The organism is Streptomyces sp. NPDC055239 (assembly GCF_053606205.1).
This window is the reverse complement of record NZ_JBSGRD010000001.1, coordinates 419,750-441,104: the sequence shown is the minus strand read 5'-3', so window position 1 is coordinate 441,104 and position 21,355 is coordinate 419,750. Positions and strand designations below refer to the sequence as shown.

The 21,355-nt window shown below is 71.0% G+C and carries 20 protein-coding genes; 9 read left to right on the top strand and 11 right to left on the bottom strand.

All coding sequences use genetic code 11. The features are described 5' to 3' along the window. Positions 1–83: 83 nt before the first annotated feature. Together ACWFRJ_RS01850 and ACWFRJ_RS01845 are read right to left on the bottom strand one after the other, a co-directional pair. Positions 84–722 carry an SRPBCC family protein gene (locus ACWFRJ_RS01850; RefSeq protein WP_453524066.1) on the bottom strand — a complete coding sequence of 213 codons (639 nt, stop codon included), beginning with the start codon at positions 720–722 and terminating at the stop codon, positions 84–86. A 77-nt stretch (positions 723–799) separates the two neighbouring features. Continuing rightward, on the bottom strand, positions 800–1,162 hold the full coding sequence (locus ACWFRJ_RS01845) for a hypothetical protein (RefSeq protein ID WP_453524063.1): 363 nt from the start codon (positions 1,160–1,162) through the stop codon (positions 800–802). 150 nt (positions 1,163–1,312) lie between these two features. Here ACWFRJ_RS01845 and ACWFRJ_RS01840 point away from each other — a divergent pair, with 150 nt between their 5' ends. Continuing rightward, positions 1,313–2,011, top strand: coding sequence for a TetR/AcrR family transcriptional regulator (locus tag ACWFRJ_RS01840; protein WP_453524056.1), 699 nt, complete (start codon positions 1,313–1,315; stop codon positions 2,009–2,011). On the opposite strand, the gene ACWFRJ_RS01835 is transcribed toward ACWFRJ_RS01840, so the two are convergent. After that, entirely contained in the window at positions 2,008–2,880 is an 873-nt protein-coding gene (locus tag ACWFRJ_RS01835) for a helix-turn-helix domain-containing protein (RefSeq protein WP_453524053.1), read from the bottom strand. The two genes, ACWFRJ_RS01840 and ACWFRJ_RS01835, sit on opposite strands and share 4 nt — an antisense overlap. Positions 2,881–2,978: 98 nt before the next feature. On the opposite strand from ACWFRJ_RS01835, the gene ACWFRJ_RS01830 reads away from it, so the two are divergent. Both ACWFRJ_RS01830 and ACWFRJ_RS01825 read left to right on the top strand, forming a co-directional pair. Next, positions 2,979–3,749 (top strand): NAD(P)H-dependent oxidoreductase, encoded by a 771-nt coding sequence (locus ACWFRJ_RS01830; RefSeq protein WP_453524050.1) that lies wholly within the window; start codon positions 2,979–2,981, stop codon positions 3,747–3,749. A gap of 138 nt (positions 3,750–3,887) precedes the next feature. After that, complete coding sequence (locus ACWFRJ_RS01825; RefSeq protein ID WP_453524047.1) at positions 3,888–5,078, top strand: D-alanyl-D-alanine carboxypeptidase family protein; 1,191 nt, start codon at positions 3,888–3,890, stop codon at positions 5,076–5,078. Here the strand turns inward: ACWFRJ_RS01825 and ACWFRJ_RS01820 are convergent. Beyond that, on the bottom strand, positions 5,054–5,788 hold the full coding sequence (locus ACWFRJ_RS01820; protein ID WP_453524044.1) for a siderophore-interacting protein: 735 nt from the start codon (positions 5,786–5,788) through the stop codon (positions 5,054–5,056). The two genes, ACWFRJ_RS01825 and ACWFRJ_RS01820, sit on opposite strands and share 25 nt — an antisense overlap. 99 nt (positions 5,789–5,887) lie before the next feature. Then, complete coding sequence (locus ACWFRJ_RS01815; RefSeq protein WP_453524041.1) at positions 5,888–6,301, bottom strand: SsgA family sporulation/cell division regulator; 414 nt, start codon at positions 6,299–6,301, stop codon at positions 5,888–5,890. Between the two features lie 221 nt (positions 6,302–6,522). Here ACWFRJ_RS01815 and ACWFRJ_RS01810 point away from each other — a divergent pair, with 221 nt between their 5' ends. The 3 genes from ACWFRJ_RS01810 to ACWFRJ_RS01800 all read left to right on the top strand — a co-directional run bounded on the left by ACWFRJ_RS01810 (position 6,523) and on the right by ACWFRJ_RS01800 (position 9,970). Then, positions 6,523–8,064 (top strand): ATP-dependent DNA ligase, encoded by a 1,542-nt coding sequence (locus ACWFRJ_RS01810; protein WP_453524038.1) that lies wholly within the window; start codon positions 6,523–6,525, stop codon positions 8,062–8,064. Positions 8,065–8,172: 108 nt separating this feature from the next. Next, on the top strand, positions 8,173–8,658 hold the full coding sequence (locus ACWFRJ_RS01805) for a cation:proton antiporter regulatory subunit (RefSeq protein WP_453524036.1): 486 nt from the start codon (positions 8,173–8,175) through the stop codon (positions 8,656–8,658). A gap of 4 nt (positions 8,659–8,662) precedes the next feature. After that, positions 8,663–9,970, top strand: coding sequence for a cation:proton antiporter (locus tag ACWFRJ_RS01800; protein ID WP_453524033.1), 1,308 nt, complete (start codon positions 8,663–8,665; stop codon positions 9,968–9,970). A gap of 70 nt (positions 9,971–10,040) precedes the next feature. On the opposite strand, the gene ACWFRJ_RS01795 is transcribed toward ACWFRJ_RS01800, so the two are convergent. From ACWFRJ_RS01795 to ACWFRJ_RS01770, 6 genes are all read right to left on the bottom strand, one after another. Beyond that, positions 10,041–11,906: a gamma-glutamyltransferase family protein gene (locus ACWFRJ_RS01795; RefSeq protein ID WP_453524030.1), complete on the bottom strand. Its 1,866-nt coding sequence runs from the start codon at positions 11,904–11,906 to the stop codon at positions 10,041–10,043. A gap of 11 nt (positions 11,907–11,917) precedes the next feature. Continuing rightward, on the bottom strand, positions 11,918–12,976 hold the full coding sequence (locus ACWFRJ_RS01790) for an ABC transporter ATP-binding protein (protein ID WP_453524027.1): 1,059 nt from the start codon (positions 12,974–12,976) through the stop codon (positions 11,918–11,920). Next, complete coding sequence (locus ACWFRJ_RS01785; RefSeq protein ID WP_453524024.1) at positions 12,973–13,998, bottom strand: ABC transporter ATP-binding protein; 1,026 nt, start codon at positions 13,996–13,998, stop codon at positions 12,973–12,975. The genes ACWFRJ_RS01790 and ACWFRJ_RS01785 overlap by 4 nt, the downstream gene beginning before the upstream one ends. Further along, complete coding sequence (locus tag ACWFRJ_RS01780; protein ID WP_453525040.1) at positions 13,995–14,867, bottom strand: ABC transporter permease; 873 nt, start codon at positions 14,865–14,867, stop codon at positions 13,995–13,997. The genes ACWFRJ_RS01785 and ACWFRJ_RS01780 overlap by 4 nt, the downstream gene beginning before the upstream one ends. An 8-nt stretch (positions 14,868–14,875) precedes the next feature. Beyond that, positions 14,876–15,829, bottom strand: coding sequence for an ABC transporter permease (locus ACWFRJ_RS01775; protein WP_453525039.1), 954 nt, complete (start codon positions 15,827–15,829; stop codon positions 14,876–14,878). A 71-nt stretch (positions 15,830–15,900) separates the two neighbouring features. Continuing rightward, a complete protein-coding gene (locus tag ACWFRJ_RS01770; protein ID WP_453524022.1) occupies positions 15,901–17,511 on the bottom strand; it encodes an ABC transporter substrate-binding protein in 1,611 nt (536 codons plus the stop codon). Between the two features lie 270 nt (positions 17,512–17,781). On the opposite strand from ACWFRJ_RS01770, the gene ACWFRJ_RS01765 reads away from it, so the two are divergent. The 3 genes from ACWFRJ_RS01765 to ACWFRJ_RS01755 all read left to right on the top strand — a co-directional run bounded on the left by ACWFRJ_RS01765 (position 17,782) and on the right by ACWFRJ_RS01755 (position 21,351). Next, positions 17,782–18,195 carry a VOC family protein gene (locus tag ACWFRJ_RS01765; protein ID WP_453524019.1) on the top strand — a complete coding sequence of 138 codons (414 nt, stop codon included), beginning with the start codon at positions 17,782–17,784 and terminating at the stop codon, positions 18,193–18,195. A 93-nt stretch (positions 18,196–18,288) separates the two neighbouring features. Continuing rightward, positions 18,289–19,815 (top strand): MFS transporter, encoded by a 1,527-nt coding sequence (locus ACWFRJ_RS01760; protein ID WP_453524016.1) that lies wholly within the window; start codon positions 18,289–18,291, stop codon positions 19,813–19,815. A 12-nt stretch (positions 19,816–19,827) separates the two neighbouring features. Continuing rightward, entirely contained in the window at positions 19,828–21,351 is a 1,524-nt protein-coding gene (locus tag ACWFRJ_RS01755; protein WP_453524013.1) for an MFS transporter, read from the top strand. The last annotated feature ends 4 nt before the right edge of the window (positions 21,352–21,355 follow it).

The following is a 21,355-nucleotide window of genomic DNA, read 5'->3' as shown; positions in this document are numbered from 1 at the left end:
GCTTCTTTCTTAACTCCGGCCGCCCCCCACTCGCGGCGCCACCCGGGGGTGTGCGGGGGGCCCGCGCCTTTGCTGTCCTGCTGTCAGGGGCGAACCCCCGCGCGGGCTTCCGCCGTGGTCTTCAGGGCAGCCAGCCACCCTTCGAGGCCCTCACTGAGGATCTCGGTCGCGGCGGGAACGTTCGCCTCGACCTGCTCTCCGGCGTGGGTCTCCTCGGTGCGCACGAGGACCCCTCCCTTGACCTTGATGAAGTTCCACACGTGGACGCCGTCGATGCGCAGCCCCTCGCCGATCGCGGGGCCCGTCCAGCGGATGCAGGAACCGCGCTCGAGCTGCTTGACGGTCGAGGTGATGTCCAGGCTCGTGGCGGGAGTCGCCGGGTTGGGGGGTATCGGAGTCGTCCACCGGAACGCGGAACCCTTCCGGAAGGGGCCGTGGTCGAGGCGGTCGACGGTCGTGACCGGCTCCTGCCAGGACGGCCAGCGCTCCACGTCGGTCTGCAGCTTCCAGACGGTGCTCAGCGGCGCGTGGATCACGGTCTCGGTCCTGTGGCGCACCAGGGCCTTGCGGTCGACGCCCTCTCCGCGGCAGGTGAGGGACTTGCCGTTGCCGGGGTGCGGGGTGGCTGCGGCGGGAGCGACGGCGGTGCCGAGGATTCCGGCGACGGCGAGCGGGACGGTGAACAGGGCGGCGCGGACGCTGGTGCTGCGGATCCCGGACATGGGGGTTCTCCTGGTCAAATGGGGTGCGGGCGTGGTGGGTCGAGCTTGCCTACGTCGCTGTCGGGTGAGCGGTGGCGTCACCGCGCCGGACGGCTCCGGCGGGCCCGGTGGAGGGTCACGAGCAGCACTGCGGACGCCGCGACGATCAGGCCGACGAAACCGGGGTGCATGTCCTTGGACAGGCTCTGCGCCCCGTCGGGCCGCGTCAGCCAGACGGCGAGCGGGATCGCGAACGTGACGGCGACGAGCGCGGCAGCCCCGCGCACCGCCCGGTCGGGGACGCGACGGAGCGCACCGACCAGCGCGATCACCACCGGCACGCCCGCGACCAGCGCGAACTGACCGACGACCATGACGGGGACCGCCCAGGCGGAGACGGTCACCGACAGCGGGATGTACCGGTCTGTGCGGGTGGGGCGTGACTCGATCGTGATGGCCATCAGGTTCTCCTCGTCCGGCGATGAAAGCTAGATACTCACGCGTTCGTTAGAAGGTATAACGCATCTCGGATCGGGGGGTCAATAGGCTGCGTGATAACCTCTAACGAAACCTTGAAGGTGTAGCCGCATGCATGGGAGAGGTGGCCGACCGTGGCGAAGACGGACGCGAAGTCGGGCGCGACGCCGGGCGCGGAAACGGGCGCGGAAACGGGCGCGAAGACCCCGCGCGAGCGCTATCGCAGCCAGGTGCGCGCGGAGGTCAAGGAGCGCGCGTGGGAGCAGATCGCCACGGCGGGAGCGTCCGCGCTCTCGCTCAACGCGATCGCCAAACAGATGGGCATGAGCGGTCCCGCGCTCTACCGCTACTTCGCCGGTCGCGACGAGCTGATCACCGAACTCATCCGTGACGCCTACCGAAGCCTCGCCGACACCGTCCGCGCGGCCTTCACCGATGGTGCCGACCTCGCCGGACTGGCCCATGTCGTGCGTGCCTGGGCCCTGGAAGACCCGCAGCGGTACTTCCTCATCTACGGCACCCCCGTCCCCGGCTATCACGCGCCCGAGGACATCACCGGCATCTCCAACGAGATCATGACGACGCTGCTCGACGCCTCCACGGCGCTCGCCCCGGACAGCGCCGCGTCACCGTTCGCCGCCCACCTGGAGGACCACCGGGACTGGGCCGCCAGTCACCCCGCCCAAGGCGCGGCCCTCCACCGGGCCCTGTCCTTCTGGACCCGGGTGCACGGCGTCCTGTCCCTGGAACTCTCGGGCCACTTCAGCGGAATGGGCTTCGATCCGGCGCTTCTCTTCGCGGCCGAAGTGGAAGACCTGCTGGCCGGCCTCTAGGCCAACAGGCCACGGGCCAGACCCGCGAGGGCGTCCGCCTCCGCGCTGCCCTCCGCGGCGCTGAACACATGCACCACGAGCCCCGTCTCACCGGGCGCCGCCGGCACGTGCAAGGTCTCGAAGTCCAGGGTGAGCCGTCCGGCCACCGGGTGCCGCAGCTGCTTGCGGCCCGCCGCGCACATCACGACCTCGCCGCTGTCCCAGATCTTCCTGAACTCTGCGCTGTGCGCGGCCAGTTCGGCGATGAGCGCGGCAAGCTCCGCGTCCTCGGGGTAACGCCCCGCCGCCACCCGAAGCTGGCCCACGGCCTCCGCCGCCCTGTCCTCCCATTCGGGGAACACGGCGCGCGACGCGGGGTCGAGGAAGAGGAACCTGGCGTTGTTCCGGTCGCGGCGCCGCGGTTCACCCAGGCCGCCCATCAGCTCGGCGCCGAGGCTGTTCCAGGCCACCACGTCGAGGCGGTGGTCCGTCGCGAACGCCGGAAAGTCGACCATGGAGTCCAGCATCCGCCGCAGCAGGGGACTGACCCGGGCCGTGGGCGCGGGGTCTCGCCGGGCTGCGGCCAGGGTCGCCAGATGACCCCGCTCCGCCGCGTCGAGGCCGAGCGCCCCGGCGAGCGCGTCGAGCACCTCGGGGGACGGCTGGGTGGCCCGGCCCTGTTCGAGGCGTACGTAGTAGTCCACGCTGATCCCGGCGAGCTGGGCCAACTCCTCGCGGCGCAGCCCGCGCACCCGTCGGCGACGGCCGCCTGCGATCCCGACGTGCTCCGGCGCGACGCGCCCCCGGCGGGCACGCAGAAAACCGCCGAGTGCCCGCCTGGTGTCGCCGATCCCGTCGGCGTGCGTCGGTTGGTCCGTACCGTCGTCCATGGGGTCAATTATGCGTGGCCCCGCCAGTACCAGGATTGCCGTTCCGACGGTTGAACAGGGTTCTGGCTACCCTCCCCGGCCTGGGAGAACGTGGCGTCATGAAGAAGATCCTCGTTGTCAGCGCCCATCCGGAACCCCGTTCGCTCAACGCCTCGCTGGCCGCCTTCGCCGTGGAGGAGCTGCGCGCGGCCGGTCACGCGGTACAGGTCTCCGACCTCTACGCGATGAAGTGGAAGGCGACGGTGGACGCCGACGACTTCTCCGGCCACACCGCGGACCGGCGACTGCACGTGATGGCCGCCTCCGAGCAGGACACCCTTGCGGAGCGCCTCTCGCCGGACATCGCGGCGGAGCAGGAGAAAGTGCGCTGGGCGGACGCGGTGATCCTGCAGTTCCCGATGTGGTGGTTCTCGGCGCCCGCGATCCTGAAGGGCTGGATCGACCGGGTGTTCACCGCGGGGTTCGGCTACGGCCCCGCGGTCCCGCCGCCCTACAGCGAGGGCGCCTTGGCGGGACGGCGCGCGCTGGTGTCGGTGACCGTCGGCGCCCGGGAGTCCTCGTTCACCGACCGGGGCATCCACGGCCGCATCGCGGACGTCCTGCACCCCGTGCAGCACGGCCTGTTCTGGTTCACCGGCATGGCGCCGCTCGAACCGTTCGTCGTGTACGAGTCGAACGATCTGCCGGAGGAGCGGTTCGCGGCGGCCGAGCGGGCGTACGGGCGTCGGCTCGACGGGCTCTTCACGGATGAGCCGGTGCCGTTCCGGTCGCTGGTCGGCGGTGACTACGACCACGACATGCGACTCCTTCCGGGCGTGGAGGCGCCGGGGACGAGCGGCGCCGATCTCCACGTCCTGCCGCGCGGCTGATCGGCGGGGCCACTGGGGGTGCTGGGGTCACTTGAAGGCGGACGGCGTACCCAGGCTCGTCCCTCCCCCCGGCGCCCGGTACATCCAGCCGGACCAAGCTGACCTGCGGGCTTCGGGCCGCGCTCATACCGTGGCTGAATGGTCATCAGGTACCTCCCGCGCTCCTCATCCGTCCGCACCGCGGCCCTCGTGGTCGCCGCCCTGGTCCTCCTGCCCACACCCTTCTCGGCCGCGGCAGCCGCGGCCGAGCCCACGCCGCCCAAGCCGGGCCCCGCGTACTCCTCGGACCTCCTCGACCGGCAGGGAGTCCAGGCCCGTCCGGACGCCGGAGCCCCGGCCGTGCCCGGCGACGTCTCCGCGCTCTCCTGGCTGGTGGCCGACGCCCGTTCGGGCGAAGTCCTCGCCGCCCACAACGCGCACCGCCAGCTGCCGCCCGCCTCCACCCTGAAGTCCCTCTTCGCCCTCACCGCGCTGCCGCACCTGGACGCCGTCGCCCGGCACAAGGTCACCCAGAGCGACCTCTCCGGCATCGGTGACGGCAGCAGCCTGGTGGGAGTCGAGGCGGGGCACAGTTACCGCGTCGCCGATCTGTGGCGCGGCGTGTTCCTCAGCTCCGGCAACGACGCCGTGCACGTGCTCGCCAAGCTCAACGGCGGCTGGCAGCAGACCGTCCGTCAGATGCGTGCCAAGGCCCGCACCCTTGGCGCACGCGACACGCATGTGGTCTCTCCGGACGGCTACGACGCGCCGGGGCAGGTCTCATCGGCGTACGACCTCGCGGTCTTCGGCCGGGCGGGGCTCGCGGATCCGGAGTTCGCCCGCTACTGCTCGACCCCGGTCGCCAAGTTCCCGGACGGCGGCTGGTCCCACGCCATCCAGAACACCAACCGGCTGCTCACCGGAGCCGACGGCGTGGCCGGTTACCCCGGTCTGCTCGGCATCAAGAACGGCTACACGAGCAACGCGGGCAACACCCTCATCAGCGCCGCCCAGCGCGGCGGCCGCACCCTCGTCGTGTCGGTGATGAACCCTCAGGCGAGCGGCGGATACCGCGTGTACGAGGAGACCAGGTCGCTCCTCGACTGGGGGTTCAAGGCCGCGGGGCACGTCAGGCCGGTGGGTTCGCTGATCCCCGTGAGTGAGAAGAAGAGCGCGGCGCGGGGTCCCGCGCCCGCCGCCGAGCTCGCCGCCCACGCGGTCGAGACGGACGGCTCGGACTGGACCGCGATCCTTCTCGTCGCCGCGGGTTCGGCGGCCCTGGTGGCCGGTGCGGTGGTGGTGATCCGGCGGCGGGCGGCCCGCGCCTACCGCTTCTCGGGGCGCCAGTAGCCGAGTGCGTGCACGCGGTGCTTCGGGATCGAGAGCTCCTTGCGTACGTACGAGGCGATGGCCCGGGTCGTCGTCGTGTCGCAGGTGATCCATACGTACACGTCGGCAGAGTCCTCGATCAGCGCGGGCAGCGCCGCCTTCACCTCGTCGACGAGGTGGCCGCCCGCGTCACGCCGCTCCACCCGGTGCAGGTCGTGAAGGGCCGGGTCGAAGCTGAGGCCGAGGTCGTGGTCCGAGGCGTGCTGCGTCTCGAGCCAGATCGTCGCCGGTACGTCGGGCATGGCGGTCAGGAGCGAGGTGACGGCCGGGACCGCTGCCGTGTCCCCGATCACCAGGAGCCGTGCGGGCAGCGGATCGGGCACGTCGAAGCCGGTGCCCTGCAGGGTGGCGTCGATCCTGTCCCCCGGCCCCGCCTTGCGCGCCCAGTCGCTCGCGCGGCCGTCGTGCAGGGCGAACTCGAGGCTGAACGTCCCGGCGGCGGGATCGGGGTCGACCAGGGTGTACGCGCGCTGATGATGACTGCCGTCGGCCTGGTCGAACCACAGGCGCACCCACATCGTCGGATGCACCCCGGTCAGCGCGAGCATGCCGCCGTCCGTGAGATGCAGGCGCCTGTAGTGCTCGGTGACGTCCTCGGCCCCGGTCACGGTGAACGCGAAGTCCTTGCCGCGGAACAGCTTGAGGACGACTCCCTCCCAGCCATGACCCATCGGACTCCCCTCCCCTGAGCGGCCGGAAGCCGCTCAACACGATTAAGTTAGGGCAGCCTAACCTAATATCGTGCGGGCGAGTGCCTGCGTGCGCCCCAGTCAGACTCCGCGCAGCAGACGGGCGAGATCCTGATCCAGGTCGAGCCCCGCCTCCTCACGCCCCGCGCCCACGACGGCGTACGCACGGAGCAGGAATCTCCGCAGCACGGCTCTGTCGAACTGCACCAGGGCGAGCCCCTGCGGCGCGCGGAACTCGAGAACCGTGCGCGCCCGCCCGCAGGGCCAGATGTGCACGTCCCCGGTGCCCACAGGGGTGCGCAGACCCTCTTCGAGCAGCTGACGGGCGAAGATCCAGGTGACCTCCGCACCGTCGAGCGAGGCCTCGGACGGGAAGGCGATCTGGACGGCGAGCGGGTCGTCCGACGCGTAGCGCAGGGTCACGGACAGCGCACGCTCGCGTCCTTCGGGGGTGATCAGGCAGGCGCGAGCAGGCTGCTCAAGGGTGACGGCCATGATCGGACTCCTCTTCTGCCGCAGCTGCCGCTGCTCGCTCTGCTTTCTTCCGTGCCTGTACGAGTCCGCGGCGAGGGGTTTCATTACGCGACACGCGGGCCGAATTCTGTGACCTGCGCCACTCCGGCCTCCGATGGGCAGAGTCCGGGGTGGATTCTCCCGTGCGGCGAAGCCGCTAATAGAGCAGCCAGGAAGAGGCGGGATCGGGGAAGGAAGAACTCATGCTCCTAGCCCGCCTGGCCCACGTGTCCGCCACCGTGGCCACCACCCCCGCCCGCTCCCAGAAGATCACCCTCCTCGCCGACCTCTTCCGCTCGGCCACCCCTGCCGACGCCCCCATCGTCATCCCCTACCTCGCGGGTCGCCTCCCTCAGGGGAGGCTGGGTATCGGGTGGAGCCTCCTGAAGGATCCGCCCCCGGCCGCCGTAGAGCCCACCCTCACCGTCCAGGCCACGGACGCCGCTCTCACCGCCGTCGGCGCTCTCTCCGGCCAGGGATCGCAGGGCGAACGGAGGCGGCTCGTAGGTGAGTTGATGGGCGCGGCCACCGCCGAAGAGCAGCGGTTCCTCATCGGCCTGCTCACCGGCGAAGTACGGCAGGGCGCACTCGACGCCATCGCCGTGGAAGGCCTCGCCCGGGCCACCGAGGCCCCGCCGGCCGCCGTGCGGCGCGCGGTGATGCTGGCAGGGGCGGTGACTCCCGTCGCCGAGGCCCTTCTCGCGAGGGGAGCCGGCGCCGTGGAGGAGTTCCGGCTCAGCGTCGGGCGGCCCGTACTCCCGATGCTCGCGCACGGCGCGGGCTCCGTCACCGAAGGAGTCGGCAAATTGGACGGCCCGTGCGCCGTCGAGGAGAAGCTGGACGGCATCCGCGTCCAGGTGCACCGCGACGGGGACGAGGTCCGCGTCTACACCCGCACCCTCGACGACATCACCGATCGGCTTCCCGAACTCACCGCCGCCGCACGCGAACTGGACGGTGAGGCCTTCATTCTCGACGGGGAAGTCATCGCGCTCGACGACGACGGCAGACCCCGCCCCTTCCAGGAGATCGCCGGACGCGTCGGATCCCGGGTGGATGTCGCCACCGCCGCCGCCGGGCTCCCCGTCTCCCCCGTCTTCTTCGACGTCCTGTACGACGGCGGGCAGGACCTCCTCGACCTGCCCCTCACCGAGCGGCACGGTCACCTGGCGCGACTCGTGCCCGAGCCGATGCGGGTGCGGCGCACCGTCGTCACCGACCCCGCCGACGAGACGGAGCTCCGCGCCGCCGAGGAGTTCTTCGCCGACACACTGCGCCGCGGCCACGAGGGGGTCGTGCTCAAGGCCCTCGACGCGCCGTACATCGCCGGTCGCCGTGGGGCGAGCTGGCTGAAGGTCAAGCCCGTGCACACCCTGGACCTCGTGGTCCTTGCCGCCGAGTGGGGGCACGGGCGGCGCACCGGCAAGCTCTCCAACCTCCACCTGGGCGCCCGGCGCGCTGATGGGACGTACGCCATGCTCGGGAAGACCTTCAAGGGCATGACCGATGTGATGCTCGCCTGGCAGACCGAGCGACTGCGTGAGCTCGCAGTCAGCGACGACGGCTTCCTGGTGACCGTACGCCCGGAGCTCGTCGTCGAGATCGCCTACGACGGGCTGCAGAAGTCCACCCGCTACCCGGCCGGCGTCACACTCCGCTTCGCCCGTGTCGTCCGCTACCGCGAGGACAAATCGCCCGAGGAGGCCGATTCCGTCGAGACGGTGCTGGCGGAACGTCAACTCTGATCTCGACGCAGCACCTCTACCACCAAGTTCAGGCAAAGGACGGGCCGATAGGGTGACCTTAACGCCGTATTGACGCCCATCAGCCAATCAGCAACTAGGGGAAGAGCTGTGTCCGCTTCACGTCTCAGCCAGACGCCACTCCCAGGCATCGGTATCCGGTACGACCTGACCACCCGGGAACAACGCCAGATCTCGGTCGTCGCGCACCGGGACGGCGCGCGCACCCTCAGCGCCTACCGCGCCGACGACCCCGACGAGTGCGCGCTCTCGCTGCGTCTGAGTTCCGGTGAGGCTGACGCGCTGATCGACGCGCTGATGCCCTCGCACCACAGCCCGAACCTCCTGCACACCACCGATCTCGGTCTCGTCGCCGAACGCATCGAAGTCTCCGGCACCTCGCACTGGAACGGGCGGGTGCTCGGTGAGACCCAGATGCGTACCGAGACCGGCGCCTCGATCGTCGCGGTCCTTCGCCGGGCCGAAGCCATTCCTTCGCCCACGCCGGCCTTCCGGCTCGCGGGCGGGGACACGCTCATCGTGATCGGCACCCGCGAGGGTGTGGAGAGCGCCGCCGCGATACTCGGGCGGGAGTGATTCGATGCACTCCGCAGTCCTTCTGATCGAATTCGGCGCGATCATCCTCGCGCTCGGGCTGCTCGGCAGGTTCGCCGGGCGGTTCCGTTTCTCCCCGATCCCCCTCTACCTTCTCGCCGGACTCGCGTTCGGCGAGGGCGGCCTTCTGCCGCTCGGCGCCAGTGAGGAGTTCGTCGCGATCGGCGCCGAGATCGGCGTCATCATGCTGCTCCTCATGCTGGGGCTCGAATACACCGCGAGCGATCTGGTCAGCAACCTCAAGACCCAGTACCCGGCCGGTCTCGTCGACATGGGGCTCAACGCCGTGCCGGGCGCGATCGCCGCGCTGCTCATGGGATGGGGGCCTGTGGCGGCGGTGGTCCTCGCGGGTGTCACCTGGATCTCGTCGTCCGGGGTCATCGCGAAGGTCCTCGGCGACCTGGGCCGCCTCGGCAACCGCGAGACGCCCGTCATCCTCAGCATCCTGGTCCTCGAAGACCTGGCCATGGCGGTGTATCTGCCCATCATCACCGCCCTGTTGGCCGGTGTCGGCTGGGCCGCGGGCGGCCTCACCCTGGCCATCGCGCTCGGGGCCGCCGGTCTCGTGCTGTTCCTCGCCGTGCGCTACGGCCGCGTGATCTCGCGCTTCGTGTCGAGCGACGACCCCGAGAAGCTGCTCCTGGTCGTCCTCGGTCTGACCATCCTGGTCGCGGGCATCGCGCAGCAGCTCCAGGTCTCCGCCGCCGTGGGAGCGTTCCTGGTCGGTATCGCCCTGTCCGGCGAGGCCGCCGAGGGGGCGCACAGCCTCCTCGCGCCGCTGCGGGACCTGTTCGCTGCCATCTTCTTCGTCTTCTTCGGCCTGCACACGGATCCCGCGAGCATCCCGCCGGTGCTCCTTCCCGCGCTCCTGCTAGCCGTCGTGACGGCGTGCACGAAGATCGCCACCGGGTACTTCGCGGCTCGACGCGCCAAGGTCTCCGTCAAGGGACGGTGGCGGGCTGGTGGTGCGCTTGTGGCACGCGGTGAGTTCTCCATCGTCATCGCGGGTCTGGCCGTCACCGCGGGCATCGAGCCGCGGCTCGGCCCGCTGGCCACGGCGTACGTCCTGATCCTCGTGATCGTCGGCCCGCTGACCGCACGCTTCGTGCAGCCGGTGGCCGCGATGGTGAGCGGCGCCGCGGCGCGCCGCAAGGAGGCCGCCGCCGCGGTGGCACTGCCTGCCCCGCGGGAGCCGGAGCGGTCCTCGGAGGAGCGGTCCTCGGAGGAGCGGTCCTCGGAGGAGCGGTCCTCCCAGGAGTCGCTCGACGAACAGAACACCAGCGGCCGCTCCTGACCGCTGCCGCCCGTGGCGCACAGCGCCGCCCGGCGCGCCCGCCCCGCAGGATCTGCGGGGCGGGCGAGGCTCAGCGCCCCACCGCGTACCCCTGCATCCCGCGTGGATTGGCCGCCGCCGAGAGCACCCCGGTGCGCGGATCGCGCGCCACCGCGCACAGCCGCCCCTCCGACCAGGGCTCGCCGACCGTCACGTCGTGCCCGCGCCGCATCAGCTCCTCGATGACGGCCTCGTCCATGCGGGACTCGACGGTGACGCTCCCGGGGCGCATGCCGCGTGGGTAGAAGGAGCCGGGGAAGCTGTCGTTGTGCCAGTTCGGGGCGTCGATGGCGCCCTGGAGGTCGAGTCCTCCGCGTACGGAGCCGCGCAGCGCGACCGCCAGGAAGAAGTGCACCTGCCACTGGTCCTGCTGGTCGCCGCCGGGTGTACCGAACGCCATCACCGGTACGCCGTCCTTGAGCGCGAGCGACGGGGTGAGAGTGGTGCGCGGACGGCGGCCCGGCGTGAGGGAGTTGGGCAGGCCCTCCTCCAGCCACGCCATCTGGAGGCGGGTGCCGAGCGGGAAGCCCAGTTCGGGGACGACGGGGTTGGACTGCAGCCAGCCGCCGCTCGGCGTGGCCGCGACCATGTTGCCCCAGCGGTCGACGATGTCCAGGTGACAGGTGTCGCCGCGGGTGGCGCCGTCCGCGGAGACGGCCGGTTCGCCGGGCACGGGTGAGGTGCCGCTCTTGGCGACGGTCGGCTCGCCCGCGCCCGCTCCGGGCAGGCCGAGGGCGTCGAAGCCGGGCTCTCCGTCGGCCACGGCGCGGGCGTGGGCGGAGATCTTCGCGGTGCGCCCGCCGGGGCTTCCGGGGCGCAGCTCGTGCGACGCCTTCTCGCCGATGAGCGTGCGCCGCTCCTCGTTGTACGCCGAGGAAAGCAGGTCGGCGACAGGGACCGTGCCGTCGCCTTCCGCATCCCCGTACCAGGCCTCACGGTCGGCCATGGCGAGCTTGCAGCCCTCGATCAGCAGGTGCACATAGTCTGCCGAGCCGTACGCGGGCAGGTCGGCGAGCGCGGAGGGGAGCAGGGACAGCTGCTGGAGGAAGGCGGGCCCCTGACTCCAGCCGCCCGCCTTGCACAGCGTCCAGCCGTTCCAGTCGTACGTCGCCGGGGCCTCGTAGCTCGCCTCCCAACCGGCCAGGTCGGCGGCCGTCAGCGTGCCGGTGTGCCGGGATCCGCTGGTGTCCATCGTGGGGACGGCAGTCTGGCGTATCAGGGCCTCGGCGATGAACCCTTCGCTCCAGATCTTCCGCGCTGCCTCGATCTGTTCGACGCGCGAGCCGTTCCCTGCCGCATCGGCCTCATCGATCACGCGACGCCAGGTCGCGGCGAGCGCCGGGTTGCGCAGGAGTTCGCCGGGGCGCGGCGAGTTGCCGCCGGGCAGGTAGACCTCGGCCGACGACGGCCATTCGGTCTCGAAGAGTTCGCGTACGGTCTCGACGGTCTCGCCGACGCGCTCCACGGGCGCGTGGCCGTCAGCGGCGTACCCGATGGCGTACTTGAGGACGTCGGCGAGGGACTTGGTCCCGTGATCGCGCAGGAGCACCATCCACGCGTCGAAGGCGCCAGGTACGGCGGCCGCGAGCGGTCCTGTGCCCGGAACCAGTTCGAGGCCGAGCGAGCGGTAGTGGTCCACGGTCGCCCCTGCGGGCGCACCGCCCTGCCCGCACAGGACCCGCACCTGGCCGTCGGCGGGCGCCAGGATGATCGGCACCTCGCCCGCCGGGCCGTTGAGGTGCGGCTCGACGACGTGCAGGACGAAGCCCGCGGCGACGGCCGCGTCGTAGGCGTTGCCGCCGTCCTCCAGGACGGCCATCGCCGACTGCGAGGCGAGCCAGTGGGTGGAGGACACCATGCCGAAGGTGCCTTGGAGGGTCGGCCTAGTGGTGAACACGAGAGCTGCTCCTAGCGTGCGGTGCGGGTACTGGGGATCGTACGGAGGGTCTGGGCGGCTGCCGCGTCCGGAGCCGTTCCGTCGGCGGCGACCAGGTGGCAGGAGACTTCGCGCCCGCCGTCACCGTCGCCCTCTCCGCCTACGTCGCCGGGAAGCACGCGCAGCTCGGGCACCTCGACCCGGCAGCGGTCGACGGCCAGCGGGCAGCGCGTGTGGAAACGGCACCCCGGCGGCGGTGCGAGCGGGCTCGGCAGTTCGCCGCTGAGGACGATGCGCTCGCGGGTGCGCTGCACCGCCGGGTCGGGCACGGGGGCGGCGGACAGGAGTGCCTGCGTATAGGGGTGTTTGGGGTCGGCGAACAGCTCGACGGTCGGCGCCTGTTCGACGATCTGTCCCAGGTACATGACCGCGATGCGATCGGCGAGGAACTCCACTGCGGCCAGATCGTGCGTGATGAACAAGCAGCCGAAGCCGCGGTCCCGCTGCAGATCGGCGAGGAGGTTGAGGACCGAGGCCTGGACGGAGACGTCGAGGGCGGAGGTGGGCTCGTCGGCCACCAGGAGATCCGGGTCGACGGAGAGCGCGCGGGCGATGGAGATGCGTTGCCGCTGCCCGCCGGAGAGTTCGTGCGGATGCCGGTCGGCGTGCTCGGGCCGCAGGCCGACCTGGGCGAGGAGTTCCGCCACGCGCGCGCGTGCCGCGTCCCCCTTGGCGATGCCGTGCAGGCGCAGGGGTTCGGCGATGATCTGCCCTACGGTCATGCGCGGGTCGAGCGAGGACGAGGGGTCCTGGAAGACGAGGTGGAAGTCCTTGCGCAGGGGCCGCAGGGCACGCCGCGAAAGGCGGGTCACATCCGTGCCGTTGATGCGGACGGTGCCCCCGGTGGGTTCGTCCAGCCGTACGGCGCACCGCCCCACCGTCGACTTGCCGCTCCCCGACTCCCCCACGAGGCCTACGACTTCGCCCTTGCCGACAGTGAGCGTGACACCGTCGGCTGCGCGCACGATACCGCCGTGGCCCGCGAAGTGCCGCGCCAAGCCGGTCAGTTCAAGAACGGGCGTCGGGGTCACTTTCCGGCCTCCTGGGTGGTGGGCGTGAGCGCGGGGGTGTCCTGCGGGTGCCAGCAGGCCGCCCGGTGCGCGGCATCGGCTCCGGCGCTCAGGGAGACGGCCTTGAAGCCTGGCCTGCTCGTCGTGCACCGGTCGTCGGCGTGGGCGCAGCGCGGCGCGAAGGTGCAGGCGTCCGGCTGCGCGTCGAGGCTCGGCACCAGGCCGGGGATCTCGGGCAGGCGCCGCTTGCCCTCACCTCCCGGGCGAAGGACCGCGCTCAGCAGACCCCGGGTGTAGGGGTGGCGCGGCTCGGCGAACAGCTCGTGCACGGGGGCCTGCTCGACGGGGCGTCCCGCGTACATGACCAGGACGCGGTCGGCGGCGTCGGCGACCACGCCGAGGTCGTGGGTGATCAGCACGATCGCGGTGCCGAGCCGTTCGCGCAGGGACTGCAGGACTTCGAGGATGCCCGCCTGGACGGTGACGTCGAGCGCGGTGGTCGGCTCGTCGGCGATCAGTACGGACGGGTCGCAGGCGACCGCGATGGCGATCATGACGCGCTGCCGCATGCCGCCACTGAGCTGATGCGGGTATTCGTCGACGCGCTGGGCGGGGGCAGGGATGCCCACCAGGTCGAGGAGTTCGACGGCACGCGCGCGTGCCTGCTTCTTGGACAGGCCCTGGTGGCGGCGGACCACCTCGCCTATCTGCCGACCGATGGTCAGGACCGGGTTCAGTGAGGTCATCGGCTCCTGGAAGATCATGGCGATGTCCTTGCCACGGACCTTCCCGAGCTCCTTCTCGCTCGCGCCCGCGATCTCGGCGCCTCCGAGCCTGATCGACCCGTCGATGTGCGCGGTGGGCGGCAGGAGTCCCATCACGGCCATCGCCGTGACGGACTTGCCGCACCCCGACTCGCCGACCACCGCGAGCACTTCGCCCGGTGCGACGTCGTACGAGAGGTGGTCGACGGCGTGCACGGTGCGGGTGTCGGAGCGGAAGGAGACCGACAGGTCGCGCACGCTCAGTACCGGCTCGGTCATCGGGTGGCTCCTCGGGGGTCGAGGACGTCCCGCAGGCCGTCGCCGAGCAGATTGAACGCCAGGGTGGCCGCGACGACGGCGAGTCCGGGGAAGACCGCCATCCACGGCGCGGGTGCGAGGAAGGACTGGGCACCGGAGAGCATCACGCCGAGCGACGCGTCCGGTGGCTGCACGCCGAGGCCGAGGAAGCTGAGCAGCGCCTCACCGATGATCGCGGCCGGGATGCCGACGGTCGCCTGGACGGTCAGCGCGGAGGTGGCGTTGGGCAGGATGTGCCGGAAGAGCACGGTGGCGTCGCCGCCTCCGTTGGCGACGGCGGCGGCCACGTAGTCGACGTGTCTCAGCCGCAGGGTCTCCGCGCGGGTGATGCGGATGACGGCCGGGATCTGCGAGATCCCGATCGCGATGGTCGCGTTGGTGAGCGAGGGGCCGAGCACCGCGGCGAGCCCGACGGCGAGCACCAGGAACGGGAACGCGAGCATGGTGTCGGTGAGCCGCGAGACCACGCTGTCGGTGAACTTGCCGTAGTACCCCGCGAGAAGCCCGAGCGGTACGCCGACGACGAAGGCGAGGGCCACCGCCACCACACCGACCTGCATGGACGCCCGCGCCCCGTACACGACGCGGGAGAGCTGGTCGCGGCCGAGGTCGTCGGTGCCGAGCCAGTGCGACCAGCCGGGCGCGGCAAGGGCGTTGGCGAAGTCGGGGCGCGCGGGATCGTAGGGAGCGACCAGCGGCGCGAAGAGCGCCGCGAGGACGAACACGGCGGCGATGATGCCACCGGTCATGGCGAGCCGGTTCTTGCGCAGGGCGCGCAGCTTGCCACTGCCCGCGCTCGCGGAACGTATCCGCCCCAGCGTTGTGAGCACCGCTGTCGTCACCGGGCACCTCCGAGCCGGATGCGCGGGTCGATGACCGAATACGCCACGTCGACCAGCAGATTGATGAGGATGTACGCGGCGGACGTGCAGAGCACCACGCCTTGCAGGGTCGCGTAGTCGCGGGTGAAGACGGCGTCGATGGTGAGCTTGCCGAAGCCCGGCAGGACGAAGATCTGCTCGGTGACGACAGCCCCGGAGATGAGGTGGCCGAGCTGGAGACCGAGCACGGTCACGACGGTGACCAGGGAGTTGCGCAACGCGTGCCCGCCGATGACCTCGCGCCGCGAGAGGCCCTTGGCCCGCGCGGTGCGCACGTAGTCGGCGGAGAGCGAGTCGAGCATCGCCGCCCGCGTCTGGCGCATCACGACGGCCGCGAGACCCGAGCCGAGGACGATCGAGGGCAGCACCATGCGGCGCAGGTTGTCGAGCGGGTCGGTGGCGAACGGCACGTATCCGGAGGCCGAGAAGACCGGCACGGCGATGGCGAATCCGAGGACGAGGACGATGCCGAGCCAGAAGGTGGGGATGGAGAGCCCGAGGAGGGCGAGGGCGTTGGCAAGCCATTCCTCCGGCTTGCCGCGCCGCACAGCGGCGACGATGCCCGCGCCGATGCCGACCACGACCGCGAGGAGCAGGGAGAGGGCGGCCAGTTCGAGGGTGATGGGCAGGGCGGCGGTGATCGCGTCGGCGACGGGCAGGCCGGTGCGTGAGGAGGTGCCGAGGTCGCCGGTGACGGCGTGCCCGATGAACCGCCCGTACTGGACGACGATGTTGTCGTCCAGGCCGTAGCTCGCACGGATCGCGGCGAGCGCCTCAGGGGTGCGCTCCTCACCGGCGAGCGCGAGCGCCGGGTCGCCGGGCAGGGCGCGGATACCGGCGAAGACGACCATGCTGACCAGGACGAGTGTGATGAGGGACTGGCGGACCCGGGTCACCAGATAGGACGCCATGGGGCTGAGGCGCACCGGGCTCGGCCGTGCGGCGCGCAGGCGCAGCGGGTTCATCCGTGAAGAGTTCAGGCTCATCGGGTGTACCCCGCAGTCGTGACGCGGACCAGGCCGTCGCTGTAGACGCGGACGCCTGCGACGTCCTTGCCCGCGACGACGTAGTTCTTCTGCCGGTAGAGGTAGATGAGCCCACGCCGTTCACGGGCGCGCTGGGTCAACTCGGCATAGATCTCGGCGCGTTCCTTCGGGTCGGCCTCGGTGCGACCACGCTCGACGAGCCGGTCGATCGCCGGGTCCGAGAGGCCGTAGGCGTTCATCGCGCCGCGTGTCTGGAGGAAGCTGGCGATGTTGCCGTCCGGGTCGAGCCGCCCCGACCAGCCGCTGAGGAAGGCGTCGTAGTGGCCGGAGTCGGTCTCCTCCAGCATCGTCGCGTACTCGGTGGGGCGGAGCGTGACGGCGAACCCCGCTTCCTTGGCCATGGCCTGGATGACCTGGCCGAGCCGGCTGAACTCCGGCGCCGTGGACACCTTCAACTCGATGCGGACGGGGGTCTTCACCCCGGCCTCCTTGAGGAGTTGCCTGGCCTTGGCGACGTCGCGCTCGGGACAGGCCGACGCCTTGACGCCGGGGGCGATGGCGGACTCGGGCGATACGGGACCGCAGGCGGGCTCGTACATGCCCTGGAAGACGACCTTGTTGATGACATCCCGGTCGATGGCGAGCTCGAAGGCCTCCCGGACCCGCGGTTCACGCGCGAGAGGCGTGTCGATGCGCCCCGGCTTCTCCCCGAGGCCCTTGACGTTGCCGACGTTGAGGCCGATGCCCTGGTAGCCGAGCGAGGGTGAGCTGAAGAGCTGGAGCCCCGGCTCGGTCAGGGCGCTGCGTACGTCGACGGGTGTCATCTGGTCGCCGACCTGGATGTCGCCGGAACGCAGGTTGGCCAGGCGGACGTTGCCGTCGGGTATCGGCTTGTAGATCACCTTGTCGAGGTGGACCTGGTCGGCCGCGTAGTAGTTCGGGTCCTTGGCGAGCACGATGCGGTCGCCGCCGACGCGCTCCACGTACTTGAACGGGCCCACGCAGGACGGGTGGTTGGTGAAGTTCTTGCCGTACTTCTTGAGCGCGGCCGGTGACATCACCATGCCGGAGCGGTCCGCGAGGACGGCCGGGAGGGGGACGTAGGCCTGCTTGAGCGTGAGCTTCACCGTGTACGGCCCGGTCGCCTCCGCGTCGGCGAGCGGCGCGAGTTCGGTGGCGCGCGCCGAGCCCGCGAGGTCGCGGTGTCTCAGCAGCGAGGTGACGGCGGCGGCCGCGTCCAGCTTCGTGCCGTCGCTGAACTTCACGCCCTTACGTACGCCGAAGGTGACGGTGCGGCCGTCCTTCGACGTCTTGGGCAGGGCGGTGGCCAGCTGCGGGATCACGGTCCCGTGCTCGTCGATGTCGTAGAGCTTCTCGCACATCCCGGCGAAGACGGTGCGGCCCACGAGGGTCTGCGCGAGGGTCGGATCGAGCTTGTCCGGGTCGGAGAGGAGGGCGACGGTCAGGGTTCCACCGTCGCGCACGGGACGGTCGTCGGTCATGCGCTCGGCGCCGACCTCGGTGGCCGATGACTGCAAGGAGCCGCAGCCCGCCGTTGTGGACATCACCAGGGCAACTGCCGCCAGGGCAACCGTTTTTCGGCGCACGGGTAGGTACCTCCGCCAGGGTGGTTCCGGGCTGATCGTGGACGATCAAGGAATACGGCAGAACGTATTTCGCATACAGTCCGCACACAAGAGGTCCGTCCGGATGCCGGACCGGATTCGATGAAGATTGAATAACCGGATGCGACAAATGGCATGACGTGCCCCATGCCCGCACCCCTCGCCCGACGCGGCCCAGCTCGCCGGGCCGTTGTCAGTGCGCCGCGCTACTCTCCGCGCAACTGACCGTTCACCCCGTTCTGGGAGGTTTTCATGGCCTCGCGCCTCAACCCGTATCTCAGCTTCGGCGGCGATGCCCGCCAGGCTCTGGAGTTCTACAGGGAGGTCTTCGGCGGCGAGCTTGCCCTCAACACCTTCGGCGAAGCCGGCCAGCAGGGCACGCCGGTCGCCGACAAGATCATGCACGGCATGCTGGAAGCGCCGAACGGCTTCACCCTGATGGGCGCCGACACCCCGCCGGGTATGGAGCACGACCCGGGCAACAACTTCTCGGTGAGCATCAGCGGGGACGACGAAGCCGAGCTGCGCGGCTACTGGGAGAAGCTCTCCGCCGACGGCTCGGTGGCCGTGGCGCTGGAGAAGCAGATGTGGGGCGACGTCTTCGGCATGTGTACGGACCGCTTCGGCATCCCCTGGATGGTCAACATCAGCGAGCCGCAGAGCTGACCGCCGGGCACCGGGCTCCGGTCGCGGGCTCCGAGCAGCGCATCTACGGTGTGACAGGGATGTCTTGTGTGATGGGGGCGTCTGGAGGCACCGATGGACCGCTCGCCCGCGCCGGACCCCTTCGATGCGGTGGATACCGCAGGATCCAGCGCCTCCGCTCCCCCACAGCCGAGCGGCGGGCGCCACGAGCACCGCTGGCTGATCCTCGGTGTCGTGGGCATCGCCCAGCTCATGGTGGTCCTCGACGCCACGATCGTGAACATCGCACTGCCATCGGCCCAGCGGGACCTCGGGTTCAGCGACGGCAACCGCCAGTGGATCGTCACCGCGTACGCACTCGCCTTCGGCAGCCTGCTGCTCCTCGGCGGCCGCATCGCCGACCTGGTGGGCCGCAAAGTGGTCTTCCTCGCCGGTCTCGCCGGCTTCGCGCTCGCCTCGGCCCTCGGCGGCGCGGCGACGAGCTTCACCATGCTGGTGGTGGCCCGCGCCCTCCAGGGCGTCTTCGGCGCCCTCCTCGCGCCCGCCGCGCTCTCCCTGCTCACCACGACGTTCACCGACCCCAAGGAACGGGCCAAGGCGTTCGGCATCTACGGCGCCATCGCGGGCGCGGGCGGCGCGGTCGGCCTTCTCCTTGGCGGCGTACTGACCGAGTATCTGGACTGGCGCTGGTGCCTGTACGTGAACCTGATCTTCGCGGTGCTCGCCATGCTCGGCGGCGCCCGGCTGCTCCAGGGCGGCAGGCCCGCCGACCGGCCCAAGCTCGATGTCCCGGGCACCGTGCTGGTCTCCGCGGGCCTCTTCTGCATCGTCTACGGCTTCTCCAACGCCGAATCGCACGCCTGGGGCGACGTACAGACCTGGGGATTCCTGGTGGTCGGCGCCGTCCTGGTGGCCGCCTTCGCCTGGTGGCAGACGCGGGCCGCGCATCCGCTGCTTCCGCTGCGGGTGGTGCTCGACCGTGACCGTGCCGCGTCGTTCCTCGCCATGTTCATCTCGGGCGCCGGCATGTTCGGTGTCTTCCTGTTCCTGACGTACTACCTCCAGCAGATCCTCGGCTACACGCCGGTCAAGACAGGGCTCGCGTTCCTGCCGATGGTCGCCGTGATGGTGGTCATCTCGGTCGTCACGACCAACTCGCTCGTGCCGCGGTTCGGCGCGCGGCCGATCGTGCCCCTCGGCATGGGCCTCGCGGCGGCCTCGATGGCCTGGCTCACCGCCCTCGACGTGCACAGCACCTACGCGGCGCACGTACTGCCGCCGCTGCTCGTCGCCGGTCTCGGCCTCGGTCTGGTCTTCGCCCCGGCGATGAGCATGGCGACCGCGGGCGTCGCCGCGCATGACGCGGGTGTGGCGTCGGCGATGGTCAACACCAGCCAGCAGGTGGGTGGTTCGATCGGCACGGCCCTGCTCAACTCCCTCGCGACCAGCGCCGCGGCCAACTACCTCGTGGGCAAGCAGCCGACGCCGGAGGTACAGGCCCAGTCGGCGATGGAGAGCTACTCGACCGCGTACTGGTGGTCGGCGGTCTTCTTCGCGGTCGGACTCCTCGTTACGGTCGTGCTGTACCGCCGGGGAGCTCCGGTCCACTCGGACGCGGACGGTGGAGCGGTGCACATGTAGGACGGTGGGGCGATGACATCGGTATCGGAGGCGGCCGAGAAGGACAGCGGCGACGGCGGTGTCGCGCTGGCGTCCGTGCGGGGCCGCTGGGTGCTCGCCTGTGCCGTACTCGCGTCCGGCATGGCGATGCTGGACGGCACGGTGGTCAACGTCGCCCTGCCCACGCTCGGCCGTGACCTGGACACCTCGATCGCGTCCCTCCAGTGGGTCGTCAGCGCCTACATGCTCACGCTCTCGGCCCTGCTGCTGCTCGGCGGGGCGCTCGGCGACCGCATCGGGCGGCGGCGCACCCTGGTCATCGGCGTCGTGTGGTTCGCCGTCGCCTCCGCCCTGTGCGGGCTCGCGCAGAACGTGGGGATGCTCATCGCGGCACGGGCCTTGCAGGGCATCGGCGGTGCGCTGCTCACGCCGGGTTCGCTCGCCCTGGTGCGTACGTCGTTCCGGCCGCAGGACCAGGCGCGTGCGGTGGGCGCGTGGTCGGGGCTCGGCGGGGTCGCGGGCGCGATCGGGCCCTTCCTGGGCGGCTGGCTGATCGACGGTCCCGGCTGGCGGTGGATCTTCCTGATCAATGTGCCGCTGGCCGCGCTCGTGCTCTTCGCCGTCCGTCATGTGCCGGAGAGCCGGGCCGAGGGCGCCACGGAGAAGCCGTTCGACGTGACGGGGGCGTGCCTGGCGGCGCTGTTCCTGGCGGGCATCAGCTTCTCGCTCATCGGTGCGTCGGGCGACTCGTCGAAGGCGGCGGCACTCCTGCCGGGGCTCGGCGGACTCGCGGCGGGCATCGCCTTCGTCATGGTCGAGCACCGCCGCCGCAACCCGATGCTGCCGCTCTCCCTCTTCCGCTCCCGCCTGTTCAGCGCGGCCAACGTCATGACGCTGTGCCTGTACGCGGCCATCGGCGGGCTTCTGTTCATGCTGCCGGTGCAGTTGCAGACGACGCTCGGCTACGACGCACTGCAGGCGGGCACGGCGACGCTGCCGATCACGGTCCTGATGCTGCTGCTCTCGGCCGCCGCGGGCGACCTCTCGCGGCGGATCGGGCCCACGCTGCCGCTGGTCGCGGGCCCGTTGATCGCGGGCGCAGGAGCGCTCCTGATGCTGCGGATCGAGCCCGGTGCCTCGTACGTCACGGCGGTCCTGCCCGCGGTCGTGGTCCTCGGCCTGGGGATGGCCGTTTTCGTGGCTCCGCTGACGGCGACGGTCCTCGCCTCGGTCGACGCCGGGCGCGCGGGCCTGGCGAGCGGCGTCAACAACACCGCGGCGCGGGTCGCGCAGATGCTCGTCGTCGCCGCGCTGCCGCTTGCGGTGGGCCTCTCCGGGACGGCGTACGCGGATCCGGACGCGCTGAACACGGCGTTCGGCAAGGCGGCGCTGGGCTGCGCGGGCCTGTTCGTCCTGGCGGCGGCGACGGCGGCGGTCTTCATCCGCCCGCGTCCGGACTCCTGGCACGAGGAAACGGGGAACAGGCCGCGCTGCAAGTCTCACCTGGGCGTCAACGCACCGCCGTTGGAGCCGGGGAAGGACTGTGCCGGGGGATAAGACA

Bases quoted from the DNA above. Each gene is read 5' to 3' on its own strand.
- ACWFRJ_RS01775 (WP_453525039.1), bottom strand. From the start codon at position 15,829: ATGGCGTCCTATCTGGTGACCCGGGTCCGCCAGTCCCTCATCACACTC.
- ACWFRJ_RS01755 (WP_453524013.1), top strand. From the start codon at position 19,828: ATGACATCGGTATCGGAGGCGGCCGAGAAGGACAGCGGCGACGGCGGT.
- ACWFRJ_RS01815 (WP_453524041.1), bottom strand. From the start codon at position 6,301: ATGGCCGTCACCCTTGAGCAGCCTGCTCGCGCCTGCCTGATCACCCCC.
- ACWFRJ_RS01825 (WP_453524047.1), top strand. From the start codon at position 3,888: ATGGTCATCAGGTACCTCCCGCGCTCCTCATCCGTCCGCACCGCGGCC.
- ACWFRJ_RS01820 (WP_453524044.1), bottom strand. From the start codon at position 5,788: ATGGGTCATGGCTGGGAGGGAGTCGTCCTCAAGCTGTTCCGCGGCAAG.
- ACWFRJ_RS01830 (WP_453524050.1), top strand. From the start codon at position 2,979: ATGAAGAAGATCCTCGTTGTCAGCGCCCATCCGGAACCCCGTTCGCTC.
- ACWFRJ_RS01810 (WP_453524038.1), top strand. From the start codon at position 6,523: ATGCTCCTAGCCCGCCTGGCCCACGTGTCCGCCACCGTGGCCACCACC.
- ACWFRJ_RS01760 (WP_453524016.1), top strand. From the start codon at position 18,289: ATGGACCGCTCGCCCGCGCCGGACCCCTTCGATGCGGTGGATACCGCA.
- ACWFRJ_RS01765 (WP_453524019.1), top strand. From the start codon at position 17,782: ATGGCCTCGCGCCTCAACCCGTATCTCAGCTTCGGCGGCGATGCCCGC.
- ACWFRJ_RS01785 (WP_453524024.1), bottom strand. From the start codon at position 13,998: ATGACCGAGCCGGTACTGAGCGTGCGCGACCTGTCGGTCTCCTTCCGC.
- ACWFRJ_RS01835 (WP_453524053.1), bottom strand. From the start codon at position 2,880: ATGGACGACGGTACGGACCAACCGACGCACGCCGACGGGATCGGCGAC.
- ACWFRJ_RS01800 (WP_453524033.1), top strand. From the start codon at position 8,663: ATGCACTCCGCAGTCCTTCTGATCGAATTCGGCGCGATCATCCTCGCG.
- ACWFRJ_RS01850 (WP_453524066.1), bottom strand. From the start codon at position 722: ATGTCCGGGATCCGCAGCACCAGCGTCCGCGCCGCCCTGTTCACCGTC.
- ACWFRJ_RS01845 (WP_453524063.1), bottom strand. From the start codon at position 1,162: ATGGCCATCACGATCGAGTCACGCCCCACCCGCACAGACCGGTACATC.